Annotated in this window: 20 protein-coding genes, 1 tRNA gene and 1 pseudogene; 16 read left to right on the plus strand and 6 right to left on the minus strand. The window is 51.4% G+C overall.

Features of this window, described 5'->3' with window-relative positions:
• Positions 1-181 precede the first annotated feature (181 nt).
• Positions 182-258: transfer RNA gene (locus tag ABJU74_RS03140), tRNA-Asp, on the plus strand.
• Positions 259-284: 26 nt separating this feature from the next.
• On the opposite strand, the gene ABJU74_RS03145 is transcribed toward ABJU74_RS03140, so the two are convergent.
• The 4 genes from ABJU74_RS03145 to ABJU74_RS03160 form a co-directional block, all read right to left on the minus strand.
• Positions 285-536: a DUF2842 domain-containing protein gene (locus ABJU74_RS03145; protein ID WP_348382668.1), complete on the minus strand. Its 252-nt coding sequence runs from the start codon at positions 534-536 to the stop codon at positions 285-287.
• Positions 533-1,117, minus strand: a complete 585-nt coding sequence (locus ABJU74_RS03150) for a 5-formyltetrahydrofolate cyclo-ligase (RefSeq protein WP_348382669.1) — start codon at positions 1,115-1,117, stop codon at positions 533-535. The genes ABJU74_RS03145 and ABJU74_RS03150 overlap by 4 nt, the downstream gene beginning before the upstream one ends.
• 211 nt (positions 1,118-1,328) lie before the next feature.
• Positions 1,329-1,694, minus strand: a complete 366-nt coding sequence (locus ABJU74_RS03155; protein WP_348382670.1) for a cell division protein ZapA — start codon at positions 1,692-1,694, stop codon at positions 1,329-1,331.
• A gap of 1 nt (position 1,695) precedes the next feature.
• Positions 1,696-1,887, minus strand: a complete 192-nt coding sequence (locus tag ABJU74_RS03160) for a hypothetical protein (protein ID WP_348382671.1) — start codon at positions 1,885-1,887, stop codon at positions 1,696-1,698.
• Positions 1,888-2,083: 196 nt separating this feature from the next.
• On the opposite strand from ABJU74_RS03160, the gene tkt reads away from it, so the two are divergent.
• The 6 genes from tkt to thiE are packed head-to-tail and all read left to right on the plus strand — an operon-like array spanning position 2,084 to position 8,394.
• Positions 2,084-4,051, plus strand: a complete 1,968-nt coding sequence (gene tkt / locus ABJU74_RS03165; RefSeq protein WP_348382672.1) for a transketolase — start codon at positions 2,084-2,086, stop codon at positions 4,049-4,051.
• A gap of 32 nt (positions 4,052-4,083) precedes the next feature.
• Positions 4,084-5,091 (plus strand): type I glyceraldehyde-3-phosphate dehydrogenase, encoded by a 1,008-nt coding sequence (gene gap, locus ABJU74_RS03170; protein ID WP_348382829.1) that lies wholly within the window; start codon positions 4,084-4,086, stop codon positions 5,089-5,091.
• 18 nt (positions 5,092-5,109) lie between these two features.
• A complete protein-coding gene (locus tag ABJU74_RS03175; protein ID WP_348382673.1) occupies positions 5,110-6,300 on the plus strand; it encodes a phosphoglycerate kinase in 1,191 nt (396 codons plus the stop codon).
• Entirely contained in the window at positions 6,297-6,803 is a 507-nt protein-coding gene (locus ABJU74_RS03180; RefSeq protein WP_348382674.1) for an N-acetyltransferase, read from the plus strand. Before ABJU74_RS03175 ends, ABJU74_RS03180 begins: the two co-directional genes overlap by 4 nt.
• A gap of 11 nt (positions 6,804-6,814) precedes the next feature.
• The gene (locus ABJU74_RS03185) at positions 6,815-7,708 is read left to right on the plus strand and encodes a fructose bisphosphate aldolase (protein WP_348382675.1); all 894 of its coding nucleotides are present in this window, start codon (positions 6,815-6,817) and stop codon (positions 7,706-7,708) included.
• Positions 7,709-7,761: 53 nt separating this feature from the next.
• Positions 7,762-8,394 carry a thiamine phosphate synthase gene (gene thiE / locus ABJU74_RS03190; RefSeq protein ID WP_348382676.1) on the plus strand — a complete coding sequence of 211 codons (633 nt, stop codon included), beginning with the start codon at positions 7,762-7,764 and terminating at the stop codon, positions 8,392-8,394.
• On the opposite strand, the gene ABJU74_RS03195 is transcribed toward thiE, so the two are convergent.
• Together ABJU74_RS03195 and ABJU74_RS03200 are read right to left on the minus strand one after the other, a co-directional pair.
• On the minus strand, positions 8,395-8,634 hold the full coding sequence (locus tag ABJU74_RS03195; protein WP_348382677.1) for a hypothetical protein: 240 nt from the start codon (positions 8,632-8,634) through the stop codon (positions 8,395-8,397). It abuts the gene before it with no gap.
• A gap of 61 nt (positions 8,635-8,695) precedes the next feature.
• Positions 8,696-8,914, minus strand: a complete 219-nt coding sequence (locus ABJU74_RS03200) for a hypothetical protein (RefSeq protein ID WP_348382678.1) — start codon at positions 8,912-8,914, stop codon at positions 8,696-8,698.
• A 133-nt stretch (positions 8,915-9,047) separates the two neighbouring features.
• Here ABJU74_RS03200 and efp point away from each other — a divergent pair, with 133 nt between their 5' ends.
• The 9 genes and pseudogenes from efp to nuoE all read left to right on the plus strand — a co-directional run bounded on the left by efp (position 9,048) and on the right by nuoE (position 14,537).
• The gene (gene efp, locus ABJU74_RS03205) at positions 9,048-9,611 is read left to right on the plus strand and encodes an elongation factor P (protein WP_348382679.1); all 564 of its coding nucleotides are present in this window, start codon (positions 9,048-9,050) and stop codon (positions 9,609-9,611) included.
• 117 nt (positions 9,612-9,728) lie between these two features.
• Complete coding sequence (locus ABJU74_RS03210) at positions 9,729-10,547, plus strand: inositol monophosphatase family protein (RefSeq protein WP_348382680.1); 819 nt, start codon at positions 9,729-9,731, stop codon at positions 10,545-10,547.
• 105 nt (positions 10,548-10,652) lie between these two features.
• Complete coding sequence (locus ABJU74_RS03215; RefSeq protein WP_348382681.1) at positions 10,653-11,027, plus strand: NADH-quinone oxidoreductase subunit A; 375 nt, start codon at positions 10,653-10,655, stop codon at positions 11,025-11,027.
• 41 nt (positions 11,028-11,068) lie between these two features.
• On the plus strand, positions 11,069-11,584 hold the full coding sequence (locus ABJU74_RS03220; RefSeq protein ID WP_348382830.1) for an NADH-quinone oxidoreductase subunit B family protein: 516 nt from the start codon (positions 11,069-11,071) through the stop codon (positions 11,582-11,584).
• Between the two features lies 1 nt (position 11,585).
• Positions 11,586-12,188: pseudogene (locus ABJU74_RS03225) on the plus strand (NADH-quinone oxidoreductase subunit C); the annotation flags it as partial.
• A 35-nt stretch (positions 12,189-12,223) separates the two neighbouring features.
• On the plus strand, positions 12,224-13,456 hold the full coding sequence (locus tag ABJU74_RS03230; RefSeq protein ID WP_348382682.1) for an NADH-quinone oxidoreductase subunit D: 1,233 nt from the start codon (positions 12,224-12,226) through the stop codon (positions 13,454-13,456).
• Complete coding sequence (locus ABJU74_RS03235; protein WP_348382683.1) at positions 13,453-13,635, plus strand: hypothetical protein; 183 nt, start codon at positions 13,453-13,455, stop codon at positions 13,633-13,635. Before ABJU74_RS03230 ends, ABJU74_RS03235 begins: the two co-directional genes overlap by 4 nt.
• Positions 13,628-13,879, plus strand: a complete 252-nt coding sequence (locus tag ABJU74_RS03240) for a hypothetical protein (RefSeq protein ID WP_348382684.1) — start codon at positions 13,628-13,630, stop codon at positions 13,877-13,879. The genes ABJU74_RS03235 and ABJU74_RS03240 overlap by 8 nt, the downstream gene beginning before the upstream one ends.
• Positions 13,872-14,537, plus strand: a complete 666-nt coding sequence (gene nuoE / locus ABJU74_RS03245) for an NADH-quinone oxidoreductase subunit NuoE (RefSeq protein ID WP_348382685.1) — start codon at positions 13,872-13,874, stop codon at positions 14,535-14,537. Before ABJU74_RS03240 ends, nuoE begins: the two co-directional genes overlap by 8 nt.
• The last annotated feature ends 17 nt before the right edge of the window (positions 14,538-14,554 follow it).

Below are 14,554 nucleotides of genomic sequence, written 5' to 3' on the forward strand. Positions count from 1 at the left end.
CCCAAAGGCCGTATCGGTTAAAATGACGTCAGACATGTTGAAAATCGCCTCAAATTCATGGGCCGGTGGACCTGGGTCAAAAAAATCTTCGCTGGATTGCAAGAGTGTTGTTGACAGTCAGGCAGCGCTCTTATACTTGCGCTTCTCCACTGCATATCCCGGCAAGCTTGCCGGTGAATAAGCGGGTGTAGCTCAGTTGGTTAGAGCGCCGGCCTGTCACGCCGGAGGTCGCGAGTTCAAGTCTCGTCACTCGCGCCATTGCCTGAAAAACGGCATATGGCGGTCTAGGAACGGAATTTCCCGGTATTTATCCAAAGCAGCAATGGCTTGATCGGAAATATCCATATAATCCCTGCAAAAACATAGATGGGCAATTGCAGCCAAAAATTGAGGTTGCTTATCCAGTCGATCATTGTGACGACAATGCCGGACCAAACTAAGAGAAAGATCAACATTAACAACATGCCAACTGGCGCGCGCCAATTGGGGGCATCAGGCGGATTATAGGGTGGTTTATCGCCTGGATCTGATGTCATGACGTCATGTTAACCGATTGAATTATTTCAGATTCTGTGACAATCATCTCCAGAGTGACGTCATGATTCTCGTTTGGCACATTTTCGGTTTCCTGCACCGACCACGCCAGGCCAATTCGGCGTGCATGCGGGAGATTTTCAAAGCTGCGGTCATAATGGCCCTGACCCTGACCGAGTCGACTAAGAGACCGATCAAAAGCCACCAAAGGCGCGATAATCAGGTCCGGAACAACCACTGGACAGTCGGTCCCAGGCTCCGCTATATTTTGATAGCCAGCTTGCAATATATTGATCGAATCAACAAGGCGAAACTCAAGGGGCTTCCTGCCTATAACCACTGGAAAACATAAATTTTTTCCAATTTCAATGCAATATTCCGCGAGCCTTGCCGTCGGCGCCTCTGAACCCATGGCACTGTATAGCGCGATGGTCTCGCTGTCATTGATAAGCTGGGCTAGCGGAGTAGGCGGACGACGGAATGCCAAGCCTTTTGTCGCCGGATCCAGTTGGTCGTAAAAAGCTTTGCGTCGGCGCTTATACTCTTCACGTAGTTTCTTCTTATCTTCAACTAAGTTATTCAACTATATGTCTTTCTTGGAAGTGGTGACGGGACCGCCAAGGTCGTTTGCTAGAAAATCCTCTGACGCCAATTACGTCAGGTGGGCGCCATATGCACCGAACCCGACTTCCAAAAAAGTCCGCAATCCGGGCAGGGACAGCTCCCTATGTTGTTATATCGCCTCAGGGATGTTCGCTTCAGGCTCGTGCCAGGCAGTACCCGTCTCAATCTATCTAGGCATTGTTGCTCTTTGGCTCAAGACTGTTCGCAAAAGCTTCGGCGCGATCCGCCAGTTTTTCCAACGCCAGCAAGACACGTTCATCCTCAGCATCGTTGGTTTTCTGCGGGCTTGCAGCAGGAGGAATGGCAGGCTGCGGCGAGGGTTCATTGCGTTGGGCATTTTTTGAAGCATGCAGTTCATCCGCCAGCAGCAATGAGGTGAAAAGCAGCATCCGACTTTCGGTCAAACCCGCAGGATCCCCCGCTTCTGAGGCTTTTGCGTCGACCATTGCACCCAATTTACCAAGATGATCTTCTTCGCCGTCCTGACAGGTGACCATGAATGAACGGCCGCCAATTTCGAGCTTTACCTGTGCCATATCAACTCTCCTGCCGGGCAATCAGCCCGTCAATGGTCAGGATGGCTTGCTTCATTTCTTCTTTTAGCGCTGCATGCCGTTGTTCCAGCGCAGGATCGGCTTGCGGGTGAGGCGCAGATATCTGGGATGATTCTATCCGACTGAGGGCGCGCTCTATTCGGCCTATCGCGAGGATCACTCGTTCATTTTCCATGACTTGGTTCCGACATATAAGTTATTGTGTTTCATTGGTAACAATCTCGGAGCCGTGCGTAAACCCGAGATCGGTGAAGCGCGGCCTTGACGATATGAGCGCAGGTCAGCAAAGGATGTCTCAAAATGGCGAATCGGTAGATTTTCTCAGTCCACCGTTGTCATAATTTGATCACTTTGGGGGATCCGAAAATATTATGACCATTTCTGAAAAAAATATGGCCAACGCCATTCGCGCATTGTCCATGGACGCCGTGCAAGCCGCAAATAGCGGTCATCCTGGGATGCCCATGGGTATGGCCGATGTCGCGACGATATTATTCAGCGATTTTCTGAATTATGACCCTAAAGCCCCGAAATGGGCGGATCGCGACCGATTTGTTCTATCTGCAGGTCATGGCTCGATGCTGATCTATTCGCTATTGCATCTTACCGGCTATGACCGACCAACTATGGCAGATATTAAGGATTTCAGGCAATTATCGTCCCCATGTGCGGGTCATCCTGAGAATTTCAAGCTCGCAGGCGTGGAAGCAACCACAGGACCTTTGGGGCAAGGATTTGCCATGGCGGTCGGCATGGCTATCGCTGAACGACACTTAAACGCCCATTTTGGCGATGATTTGGTGGATCACAAGACATGGGTCATTGCTGGAGATGGCTGTCTGATGGAAGCGATCAATCATGAAGCCGTGGGATTAGCAGGCCATTTGGGGCTTGGGCGGCTTAATGTCCTGTGGGACGACAATGGAATAACCATTGATGGCGGCACAGAATTGTCGACCAGTGAAGATATTCCGGCCCGTTACGAGGCGTCGGGATGGCATGTAGCGCGTTGTGATGGCCATGATTTCGATGACATACGCCGCGCCTTGTCTGAAGCCGAGGCTGACCCGCGGCCATCATTGGTAGCGTGTAAAACAGTGATCGGATATGGCGCTCCAAACAAACAGGGCACGTCCGCAACTCATGGTGCACCCCTCGGAGAAGACGAAATTGCAGCCACCCGGGAACAATTGGGTTGGAATGATAAACCCTTTGAAATTCAAGAGGATATATTGGCGTCATGGCGCCAAATTGGTGCAAAGGGAGCGGCAAAACGGGCGGAATGGGAAGCACGGCTTAAAGCTCATAGTCTTTCTGAAGAGTTTGAGAGGCGCATGTCCGGGGCGCTCCCTGATCAAAATATGATGCAGGATTATCTGGAAGGCCTGGTTCAAGATCCCCCGAAAGTGGCGACCCGTAAAGCATCGGAAATGGCTCTAGGCGCGCTTACCGCGGCATTACCGGAAATGGTCGGCGGAAGCGCGGATTTGACAGGTTCGAACAATACCAAGACGGATTCCACTAAGCCTTTGACGAAAGACGATTATTCCGGGCGCTATATTTATTATGGCATTCGCGAATTTGGGATGGCCGCGGCGATGAACGGCATGGCTCTTCATGGCGGTATTATCCCTTATGGTGGGACATTTCTGGTGTTTACTGACTATTGCCGGGGAGCCATGCGTCTTTCCGCCATACAAAATAGCCGTGCCATCTATGTCATGACCCATGACAGTATCGGGCTCGGCGAAGACGGTCCTACCCACCAACCGATTGAACATGTTCAAAGCTTGCGTGCTATGCCCAATATGCATGTATTCCGGCCCGCGGATGCGGTAGAGACGGCCGAATGTTGGGCCCTAGCAATTCAACGGTCTGAAGGGCCGTCTACGCTAGCATTAACGCGTCAGGGGCTACCGCCAATCCGCCATGACGTCAGCGTAAACCTTTGTGAAAAAGGTGCTTATTCAATTAAAGCGCCAGAAAATGCGCAAAAGGTTGTTTTGATCGCCACCGGTTCTGAAGTGTCGCTGGCCATGGCGGTTGCGGCGCAATTGGAAGCCGCTGGTGTTGGAGCGGTTGTTATATCCATGCCCTGTACCGAATTATTTGACGCCCAGACCGATAGCTATAAATCGGACCTGTTGGGCGGTGACGATATGGTGCGGGTTTCGATCGAGGCCGGCACAACTTTTGGTTGGGAACGGTATACGGGCTTGAATGGTCTGCGCTTTGGCATAGATAGTTTTGGCGCATCGGCCCCGATTAATGACCTGTTCGCGCATTTTGGTCTCACTGCAGAAGCAATTACCCCGCAAATATTAGAAAAATTGGGCTAAAAACAGCCAAAATCCACTTTCAAAGGAGCAACATCATGACAAAAGTAGCAATTAACGGATTTGGTCGCATCGGCCGTCTCGTCGCCCGCGCCATATTGGAGCGCCCAGATTGTGGTTTGGAACTGGTTGCGATTAACGATCTAGCGGATGCCAACGCCAATGCGCTGCTTTTCGGCTATGATAGTGTCCATGGACGCTTTCCGGGCGAAGTTACGGCCGATGGCAATAGTATTTCGGTCAATGGCAAGAAAATTGCTGTGACATCAGAACGCGATCCAGGCAATTTGCCTCATGCTGAAATGGGTGTTGAGATTGTTTTAGAATGTACCGGTTTCTTTCAATCCAAAGAAGCATCGCAGCCGCATATCGATGCCGGCGCCAAACGGGTTTTAATCTCCGCACCGGCCAAAAATGTCGATCAAACTGTGGTCTATGGCGTTAATCATGACGTTTTGACGTCAACGGATGTTATTGTTTCTAATGCATCTTGTACGACAAACTGCTTGGCTCCCGTTGCAAAGGTTCTGAATGATGCCGTGGGTATTGAGCGCGGCTTCATGACCACTATTCACAGCTATACCAACGATCAGCGGATGCTCGATCAAATGCATAGTGATATGCGCCGTGCCCGGGCAGGGGCGGTCAATATGATTCCCACCACAACCGGTGCTGCTCGCGCGGTGGGATTGGTCTTGCCTGAGCTGAACGGCAAGCTGGACGGTTCTTCCGTGCGCGTCCCGACGCCTAATGTGAGCTTGGTCGACTTGGTCTTTACCCCCAATCGGGAAACGACCGCGGAAGAGATTAACAATGCGCTGAAAGCCGCAGCAGATGGCGCTATGAAGGGTGTTTTGGTGTTTGAAGACAAGCCGCTTGTCTCGAGCGATTTCAATCATCAACCCGCCAGTTCTTCCGTCGACAGCCTCGAAACATCCGTAATGGATGGGAAATTGGTACGCGTTGTCAGCTGGTATGATAATGAATGGGGCTTCTCCAATCGGATGATCGATACAGCAGGTGTTATGGCGGGCTTGCTCTAGACAGAAAGGTTCTGAGCAATGTCTGGTAACAATTTTAAAACACTGGATGATATTGGTGATGTAACCGGTCAAGCTGGTTTTGTCCGGGTGGATCTCAATGTGCCTATGGCTGATGGCAAGGTGACGGATGATACGCGGCTGAAAGCGGTGATTCCCACGGTTACCGAATTGGCTGACCGCGGCGCGAAGTTACTGCTGCTAGCGCATTTTGGGCGGCCAAAGGGGCAGGTGGATATGCAATATTCGCTTGAACCTGTGGTGGCGCCCTTGGCTGATATATTGGGCCGGGACGTTGCTTTTCTGCAAAGACCGGATCCGGATGCGATCGCAAAATTACCTAATGGTAGCATCAGCGTCGTTGAAAATAGCCGTTTTGCGCCGGGGGAAGAACAAAATGATCCCGGCATGGCCAAAGCGCTGGCGTCTTTCGCTACATTTTTCGTTAATGATGCTTTTTCCGCCGCGCATCGGGCCCATGTTACTACCGCGGGGTTGGCTGCGCATCTGCCTGCTTATGCCGGTCGGTCGATGGAAAGGGAATTGAGCGCGCTGGATAAGGCGCTGGGCAATCCGGATCATCCGGTCGTGGCCGTGGTCGGCGGCGCCAAAGTGTCCAGTAAACTCGATGTTCTGCGGCAAATGGTTGAGAAAGTGGATCATTTGATCATTGGCGGCGGTATGGCCAATACATTTTTGGCGGCGCGCGGTGTCGATGTCGGAAAATCCCTGTGCGAACATGATTTGACCGATACGGCAAATGCCATATTAGAGGCCGCCGATCAGGCTGATTGCACGGTTCATCTGCCTTATGATGTGGTCGTATCGAAGGAATTTGCTGCCAATCCGCCAACCCGGACGGTCAATGTCCATGAAGTGGCAGCGGATGAAATGATCCTCGATGTTGGGCCAGCCGCTGTGGAAGCGCTGTCCGATGTGCTCAAAACCTGCAAGACGTTGGTGTGGAACGGCCCGATGGGCGCCTTTGAAACGCCGCCATTTGATCGGGCCACTGTTGCGCTAGCGCAAACGGCGGCGGCCTTGACCAAAGAAGGCTCTTTGTTGTCTGTTGCTGGCGGCGGAGATACGGTGGCGGCGCTCAATCATGCCGGTGTGGCCGATGACTTCAGTTTTGTATCGACTGCGGGCGGGGCGTTTCTGGAATGGATGGAAGGCAAGGATCTGCCGGGCGTAAAGGCGCTGCAGCAATGATTATCCGGCCTGCACAAGATATGGACAGGCCGATAATTGCCGAGATTCATGCGCGCAGCTGGCAGGAAAATTACCGCAATGTGCTGTCCCCCGCGCTGTTGGATGAAAAAATACCCGGCCTCATGGCAGACCATTGGAGTAAAGCGGTCATTGGCGCGCAAGATATTGTCCTGGTAGCCGAAGACCATGCCATTCAAGGCTTTGTGGCCGCCTGGGATAATGACAGTGTCTATGTCGACAATCTGCATGTCCGCAGCGCTTGCCAATCGCAGGGTACCGGCCGAAAACTGCTCACGGCAGCCGCCAATATTGCTCAGCAAAATGGGCGTCAATCCATGTGGCTTCACGTTGTGGTCGGCAATGATCGCGCCCGCAAGCTCTACACAAAGCTTGGCGGCGAGCCGGATGGAACCGAAAATAAAGACTTATATGGGACTATGGTGCCCAATGAGCGCATTTTATGGCGAGATATCAATATTCTGGCCAAACAACCTAACCAATAAGGACGAATTTCATGCATGATCCCAAAATGATGGACACGATCGAAAATGGCGGCGGCTTCATTGCCGCACTGGACCAGAGCGGCGGATCTACACCCAAGGCATTGCGGGGCTACGGCGTTGAAGAAAATGCTTATGCCAATGATGATGAGATGTTCGCCTTGATTCACGGCATGCGCAGCCGGATCGTCACCGCACCAAGCTTTGGCAGCGGCAAAGTTATCGGCGCCATATTGTTTGAGAAAACCATGGACGGCGAAGCGGATGGCAAAGCGGTACCAAGCTTGCTTTGGGAACGCGGTGTCGTGCCGTTTTTGAAAGTGGACAAAGGTTTGGAAGACGAAGCTGACGGTGTTCAGATGATGAAACCCATGCCTGAACTGAGCGCTCTGTTGGAACGGGCCAAGGCAAAAGGCGTGTTCGGAACCAAAATGCGCTCTGTTATCAATTTGGCATCCCCTTCCGGTATAGCCGCCATTGTGAAGCAACAATTTGATGTGGCTGGAGAGATTTTGGATCACGGGCTGATGCCGATGATCGAACCCGAAGTGAATATTAAAAGCGCAGAACGTGCGCAATGTGATGCGATTTTGCTTCAAGAAATTACCAATCAACTGGATGCACTGCCTGCGGATCGTAAAGTGATGTTGAAATTGTCAATCCCGGCGGAAGCTAATCTCTATACATCTTTGGTGGATCATCCACGCGTGGCCCGTGTCGTTGCTCTTTCTGGCGGTTTTTCTCGGGATGAGGCCTGCAGTGAGCTTGCCAAAAACCGCGGCATGATTGCGAGTTTTTCGCGGGCCCTCTTGCAAGATTTGCGGCACCCGATGACGGATGCAGAATTTGATGCATCCCTCGGCGAAGCCATCGACCAGATTCACCAAGCATCTACAGTCAAAGGGTAGGAAGTCAGCTATTCCTGTATGAATGCAGGCATGGCTTCTAAGAGGCTGAGATTATGACACCACCGTCTTGCCAACTTTATCTGATTTCACCACTAGACACGGGTGGTGATTTTCCGGAAAAATTGCAGTCGGCTTTCGAGGCGGGGCCGGTTGCGGCCTTTCAATTTCGCGTCAAGGATATCGATCCAGACACCGCCGCGCGTTTGGCCGAACCGCTCAAAGCCATTTGCGATACGCACGATGTTGCCTTTGTGGTGAATGACGATGTTGCGCTTGCGCAGCGGATAGAAGCCGATGGCCTGCATTTGGGGCAAAGCGATGCGGGTTTGAAAGAAGCCCGGGCCCTCTTGGGCGATAAAGTGCAAATTGGAATAACCTGCCATGATAGCCGCCATCTCGCGATGGAGGCGGGTGAGGGCGGTGCCAACTATGTGGCTTTTGGAGCCTTTTTCCCAACCGAGACGAAAGAAACTATCTACCAGCCCGGCGTTGATATCCTGCAATGGTGGTCAACCATGATGGAGATACCCAGTGTCGCGATCGGAGGCATTACACCGGATAATTGCCAACCGCTGATCGCTGCGGGCGCCGATTTTCTGGCGGTCAGTGGTTCGGTTTGGAAAACGCCGGACGGACCCGCAAAAACAGTCCGACAATTTACCGACATATTATCAAACGCAAGTTGATCAGGATGAGCTTTTCGTAACGCCGATTTGCGACCGCACATATTGCGCCAAAAATCGCTCGACTGATGGCGGTGCAAAATTTGGAATTTGTTCCAAATCACGAACATATTCGGGTAGCGGCAAGAATGGACGCATATTGGCTTCGTTCAAGGAATAGCCAAAAAGTCCAGCGCAAACCGGGTTGTCGGTGACATCGTCAGTGCATGATGTGATGGTTTCGGGCAGATCTTGTTCAGTCATGCGGTTAAGTTACATTGCTGTCAGCAGACGGTATTGGATGAAAAAGACAGGTTGCCTTTGTTCAGGGCTCGATAATGAACAAGCCTTTGCGGCCGGCCAGGAAATTTTTTGTGAAGCTATCGGGAGAAGGTATCCCAAAATGCGGCATGGTTTCGATTGTGCTGAGAAACCCATGCGGAGACGACAGGCGGAACCGGTCATCCGCAAAGTTTGAGCGGAACAGACCGGCGGCAGGGGCCATGGTTTCTTCCGGAGTCGCCGGATCGAAATTATCTTCCATTGGCTATTGGGTAAAATCCGCTACGTCTATTGTATTGTATGAAATAGCCATTCGACACTCTCGCTGTGCTTGCCTATATCTGTTCATCGTTATAGAGGGCCGCAACACAAGATTTCCGAAAGCGAGACATTCCATGAAAATCAGCGGCGTAGATATCCGTCCCGGCAATATTTTGGATTATGAAAATGGCCTATGGAAGGTTGCGAAAATTCAACATACGCAACCGGGTAAAGGCGGCGCTTATATGCAAGTTGAGATGAAAAACTTGGTCGATGGCCGGAAAACCAATGTTCGTTTTCGCAGCGCTGATACGGTTGAGAAAGTTCGTCTGGATACCAAGACTTTCCAATATTTATTTGCTGACGACGACATGTTGACGTTCATGGACAAAGAAAATTATGAGCAAATTACTTTGCCTTCCGATTTGCTCGGTGAAGCGGTTGAATTTTTGCAAGATGGCATGGATGTGCAGCTCGAGCTTTATGAAGAAAAGCCCATTTCTGTGCAGTTGCCGGACCAAATTGAAGCTGAAATTGTAGAAGCCGATGCGGTCGTCAAAGGACAAACCGCATCATCCAGTTACAAGCCTGCAGTGCTTGATAATGGGGTGCGCGTCATGGTGCCGCCATTTATCTCCGCAGGTACGAAAATCATCGTTGATGTCTATGCCCGGGAATATGTCGGCAAAGTGAGTTAAGTCATTCTGTCACGCTCGCCTTCATCGGAGGGCGCTGGCTAATATTGATGATAAGTGGTTCGACACAGCCACCGCTAAACGATAACTATGCTCCCCTAGATAGTGAAAGCCTGAGATATGCCTGCACATTCCGCATTGATCACCGTTATGGAACGCGCCGCGCGCAAAGCGGGATCGCGTTTGCGCCGTGACTTTGGTGAAGTTGAACATTTGCAAGTTTCGAAAAAAGGGCCGGCGGATTTTGTGTCCAAGGCTGATATGCGTTCGGAACGCACTTTATATGACGAATTGATGAAGGTGCGGCCTGGTTGGGGATTTGTTTTAGAAGAAGGCGGGATGATTGAAGGCGAAGAAGGCAAGCCGCGCTGGATTGTCGATCCCCTCGATGGCACGACAAATTTTCTGCACGGCATTCCGCATTTCGCCATTTCTATCGCTGTTCAAGAGCGCGCCTATGATGGCCAAGGCTGGGGAAAAATAACCAGCGGTCTAATTTATGAACCGGTGTCGGATCAAACCTGGTGGGCGGAAATGGACAAAGGGGCTTATCTGGGCGAAAAACGATTGCGCGTGTCGGCACGCAGAGATCTATCGGAAGCGGTCATTGCCACGGGTATTCCCTTTAAAGGCCATGGCGATTTGGCAGAATGGTCTCGTATATTTGGTTCGATTGCGCCGGAAGTGGCGGGCATCCGCCGCAACGGTGCGGCATCGCTCGATTTGGCTTGGCTGGCAGCCGGACGGTTTGATGGTTTCTGGGAAGCCGATTTACAGGTTTGGGATGTGGCTGCGGGCATTTTGATGGTGCGTGAAGCAGGCGGATTTGTCAGTGATTATACTGGCGGCGATCAACCGATCGGGCAAAGAGAAATACTGGCGGCGAATGAAGCGCTGCACAGTAAGTTGCACAAAATCCTCGCCCGGTCGTTGCTTTGAATTAGAAAAGCGGGAGCTATGCCGCCATTTCGGTCTATTTGGCCCTTGCAGCATGGGATGCCTATCCCTAAAAGCGGCCCTGAAATTTAGCGAAACGAGTCTTTTGTGGTCGATCTAACCGAATATGCGCCGATATTGCTGTTTCTTGCTGTAGCACTGGGCCTTTCTGCTCTTTTTGTTTTTCTGCCCATGGGCGTTTCTCGATTAACCGGTACGCACCAGCCCGATGCTGAAAAGCTATCAGAATATGAGTGCGGTTTTCCTGCTTTTGAAGATTCACGAAGCCAGTTTGACGTGCGCTTCTATCTGGTCGCTATCTTATTTATCATTTTTGATCTCGAAGCAGCATTTCTGTTTCCCTGGGCGGTATCGCTCGGACAAATTGGTTGGGCTGGCTGGTCCGCTATGATGGTCTTTCTATTCATCTTGACCGTCGGATTTATTTACGAATGGAAAATGGGAGCGCTCGATTGGGAGTAGAAACCACCAGTAATGCAATCTTGAACGCGGATGGGACGCCAATGGCGTCGAACACGCCGCCGGACGAGACGTTTTTCAAAGATTTGAATTCGGAAGTGAATGACAAGGGATTTCTTGTCACATCCACCGAAGAGCTATTCCAATGGGCGCGCACCGGTTCGCTCTGGTGGATGACTTTTGGATTGGCTTGTTGCGCTGTGGAAATGATCCATGTGAACATGCCGCGCTATGATATGGAGCGTTTTGGTGCGGCACCGCGAGCAAGCCCGCGCCAGTCTGATGTGATGATCGTTGCTGGGACATTATGTAACAAAATGGCCCCCGCTTTGCGCAAGGTCTATGATCAGATGTCCGAACCTAAATATGTAATCTCCATGGGCAGCTGTGCCAATGGTGGTGGTTATTATCACTATAGCTATTCGGTTGTCCGCGGCTGTGATCGGATTGTTCCGGTAGATATTTATGTCCCGGGATGTCCGCCTACCGCCGAGGCTCTGCTATATGGTGTCATGCAATTGCAGCGGAAAATACGGCGCATCGGGACGTTAGAGCGCTGATATGGCGAACGGGGCCCCTAAAATAGCGAGCAACGACGGCGTTGCTGATGCGCTGAACAAAGCCTTGGGCGCGGCCGTTTTGGAAACGGTCGAAGCGCATGGTGAGATTAGTTTGACCGTGGACCGCAAGAAATTGCCCGCGGTGATGGCCAAATTGCGCGACAAGCACGATTATCAGCAATTGGTGGAAATAGCCGGTGTCGATTATCCGGATCGTCCGGAGCGTTTTGAGGTTTGTTATCATCTGCTCAGTTTGACCAAAAATCATCGTATCCGGGTCAAGGTGACCACCAATGAAGATATGCCGGTTCCAACAGTAACCCATATTTGGGAAGTTGCTGGCTGGCTCGAACGAGAAGTGTTCGATCTTTATGGAGTGTTGTTTGAAGGCAATACCGACTTACGCCGGATCTTAACCGACTATGGTTTTCAGGGGCATCCCTTCCGCAAGGACTTCCCGCTGACCGGCTATGTCGAAATGCGCTATTCCGAAGAAGCCAAACGGGTTGTCTATGAGCCTGTAAAATTGGCGCAAGATTTCCGCAGCTTTGACTTTATGTCGCCATGGGAAGGGGCAGATTATATCCTTCCTGGGGATGAAAAGACCGACGCGGGTGATGATAAGGGGGCCAAGTCCTAATGGCTGATTATCTCGACGAAATGGATCATATTGCAGATGAAGCTGACCCGACGGTTGGTGATCTGGAAATCCAAAATTATACGATCAATTTCGGACCACAGCATCCGGCGGCGCATGGCGTTTTGCGTTTGGTCATGGAGTTGGATGGCGAAATTGTGGAGCGGTTGGACCCTCATGTCGGGTTATTGCATCGCGGCACGGAAAAGTTGATCGAGCATAAAACCTATTTGCAGGCTTTGCCCTATTTTGATCGCCTGGACTATTGCTCACCGCTTGCCATGGAGCACAGCTATGTGCTTGCAATTGAAAAGCTGCTCGATCTCGAAGTCCCCTTACGGGGACAGTATTTGCGGGTTTTATTCGCGGAATTGACGCGCATTTGTAATCATATGCTCAATATTGGCGCCCATGTCATGGATGTCGGCGCAATGACACCCAATATCTGGGTGTTTGAAATTCGCGAACAATGTTTGGCCTTTTTCGAGCGAGCAAGTGGTGCGCGCATGCATAGCGCCTGGTTCCGGCCGGGCGGCGTCCATCAGGATGTGCCGCTGAAACTGCTGACCGATATGGCGGATTGGCTGGATGAGTTTCCGAAATTTTTCGAAGATGCGATGAGCTTGGTCATCGACAATCGCATTTTCAAACAGCGCAATGTCGATATTGCTACCGTGTCCAAAGAAGATGCTGTGCGCTGGGGTTTTTCCGGCCCGATGATCCGCGGCAGCGGCATAGCTTGGGATTTGCGCAAGTCTCAGCCCTATGATGTTTATGACCGGATGGATTTTGATGTACCGGTTGGTACGCGCGGGGATTGCTACGACCGTTTCATGGTGCGGGTGGAAGAAGTGCGCCAGTCCGCACGGATCATGCGGCAATGTCTCAATGAAATGCCTGACGGGCCAGTGGCGAGCACCGACCGTAAAGTTGTTCCGCCCAAGCGCGGCGAGATGAAGCAGTCGATGGAAGCGTTGATCCATCACTTTAAGCTGTACACAGAAGGCTTTCATGTGCCGGCTGGTGAAGTTTATGTCGCAACCGAGAGCCCGAAAGGAGAGTTTGGCGTCTATCTGGTCAGTGATGGCAGCAATAAACCTTATCGCTGCAAAATCCGTCCGACCGCATTTTCGCATTTGCAGGCGATGGATTTCATGTCCAAAGGCCATATGCTTGCTGATGCCACTGCCATTTTGGGCGCGATGGATATTGTCTTCGGGGAGTGTGACCGGTGATTGGTCGCGAGATTATCATATTGATCGGCGCTAGCATCCTTTTTGCATCTGCCGTTGCTGGGTATCTCGCCGCATTCCACAATGATGTGAGCGTGAAAGAAGTGGTGTCGACCGCTTTTGCCGCTGTGATCGGATTATATTGCGGGCGTTTTGTTGAACGGAAATTGCGCCATGGCTAATGCGCCTGATACATCAAAAAGATGGCGGCTCGGTGGTGGTGCAACGGTTTTTGTGATCATTGCGATCATGCTGGCATGGGAATTGTGGCAACCGGAAAATCTGGTTTGGAATATTATTTTACTGACCATGACCGTGGGCCTGATCGCTGCGGGTTTCTGGCTGAACATATATTTTTCCAAGCATTGGGACGAAATCGGGGAAGCGCGTTTTGATACGCGAAACAAAAGTGATAGTGATGGCTGAAGCTGCGAATATACCGGATGAGATTGAAGTGCGCGCCAAATGGGGCGATTTCAAATTTACGCCAGCAAATGAAAAACTCGCCAAATGGCAAATCGCCAAATATCCCGAAGGCCGGCAGAAATCGGCGGTTATGGCGCTGCTCGATCTGGCGCAGCGGCAAGTCGGCGTGGACACGAAAACCCAAGGTTGGCTGCCGGTTCCGGTGATTGAATATGTCGCCGCCTATTTGGACATGCCCTATATGCGGGCCTATGAAGTCGCGACTTTCTACACCATGTATAATCTCGCGCCGGTAGGCCGTTTCCATGTTCAGGTTTGCGGGACAACCCCGTGCATGTTGCGTGGCAGCGACGATGTCATGGCCGCCTGCAAAAACAAGGGCATGGCCAAAGGCAAAACCACACCCGATGGATTGTTCACGCTCACCGAAGTGGAATGTATGGGCAATTGCTCCAACGCGCCCATGGTTCAGATAAACGACGATAATTATGAAGATCTCGATTATGACATCATGACGCGCATTCTCGAAGATCTCGCTGCCGGCAAAGAGATTTCCGTCGGTTCGCAGATTGGCCGCAAGACCAGTGAACCGGAGGGCGGTCCAGTGATCTTGAAAGAGATGGTGAAATCCAATCATGATTATCGGAAGGAGTGGTAAGATGCTGCTCGACGGAT

Origin of the sequence: Parasphingorhabdus sp. (assembly GCF_039982415.1) — a bacterium.
GTDB lineage: Bacteria > Pseudomonadota > Alphaproteobacteria > Sphingomonadales > Sphingomonadaceae > Parasphingorhabdus.

What these genes read in the sequence shown, in the direction of transcription:
- thiE (WP_348382676.1), top strand. Translation starts at nt 7,762, where the DNA reads ATGACACCACCGTCTTGCCAACTTTATCTGATTTCACCACTAGACACG.
- ABJU74_RS03155 (WP_348382670.1), bottom strand. Translation starts at nt 1,694, where the DNA reads ATGGCACAGGTAAAGCTCGAAATTGGCGGCCGTTCATTCATGGTCACC.
- ABJU74_RS03220 (WP_348382830.1), top strand. Translation starts at nt 11,069, where the DNA reads ATGGCGTCGAACACGCCGCCGGACGAGACGTTTTTCAAAGATTTGAAT.
- ABJU74_RS03230 (WP_348382682.1), top strand. Translation starts at nt 12,224, where the DNA reads ATGGCTGATTATCTCGACGAAATGGATCATATTGCAGATGAAGCTGAC.
- ABJU74_RS03195 (WP_348382677.1), bottom strand. Translation starts at nt 8,634, where the DNA reads ATGACTGAACAAGATCTGCCCGAAACCATCACATCATGCACTGACGAT.
- efp (WP_348382679.1), top strand. Translation starts at nt 9,048, where the DNA reads ATGAAAATCAGCGGCGTAGATATCCGTCCCGGCAATATTTTGGATTAT.
- nuoE (WP_348382685.1), top strand. Translation starts at nt 13,872, where the DNA reads ATGGCTGAAGCTGCGAATATACCGGATGAGATTGAAGTGCGCGCCAAA.
- ABJU74_RS03145 (WP_348382668.1), bottom strand. Translation starts at nt 536, where the DNA reads ATGACATCAGATCCAGGCGATAAACCACCCTATAATCCGCCTGATGCC.
- ABJU74_RS03180 (WP_348382674.1), top strand. Translation starts at nt 6,297, where the DNA reads ATGATTATCCGGCCTGCACAAGATATGGACAGGCCGATAATTGCCGAG.
- ABJU74_RS03240 (WP_348382684.1), top strand. Translation starts at nt 13,628, where the DNA reads ATGGCTAATGCGCCTGATACATCAAAAAGATGGCGGCTCGGTGGTGGT.
- ABJU74_RS03175 (WP_348382673.1), top strand. Translation starts at nt 5,110, where the DNA reads ATGTCTGGTAACAATTTTAAAACACTGGATGATATTGGTGATGTAACC.
- ABJU74_RS03160 (WP_348382671.1), bottom strand. Translation starts at nt 1,887, where the DNA reads ATGGAAAATGAACGAGTGATCCTCGCGATAGGCCGAATAGAGCGCGCC.
- ABJU74_RS03200 (WP_348382678.1), bottom strand. Translation starts at nt 8,914, where the DNA reads ATGGAAGATAATTTCGATCCGGCGACTCCGGAAGAAACCATGGCCCCT.
- tkt (WP_348382672.1), top strand. Translation starts at nt 2,084, where the DNA reads ATGACCATTTCTGAAAAAAATATGGCCAACGCCATTCGCGCATTGTCC.
- ABJU74_RS03185 (WP_348382675.1), top strand. Translation starts at nt 6,815, where the DNA reads ATGCATGATCCCAAAATGATGGACACGATCGAAAATGGCGGCGGCTTC.
- ABJU74_RS03210 (WP_348382680.1), top strand. Translation starts at nt 9,729, where the DNA reads ATGCCTGCACATTCCGCATTGATCACCGTTATGGAACGCGCCGCGCGC.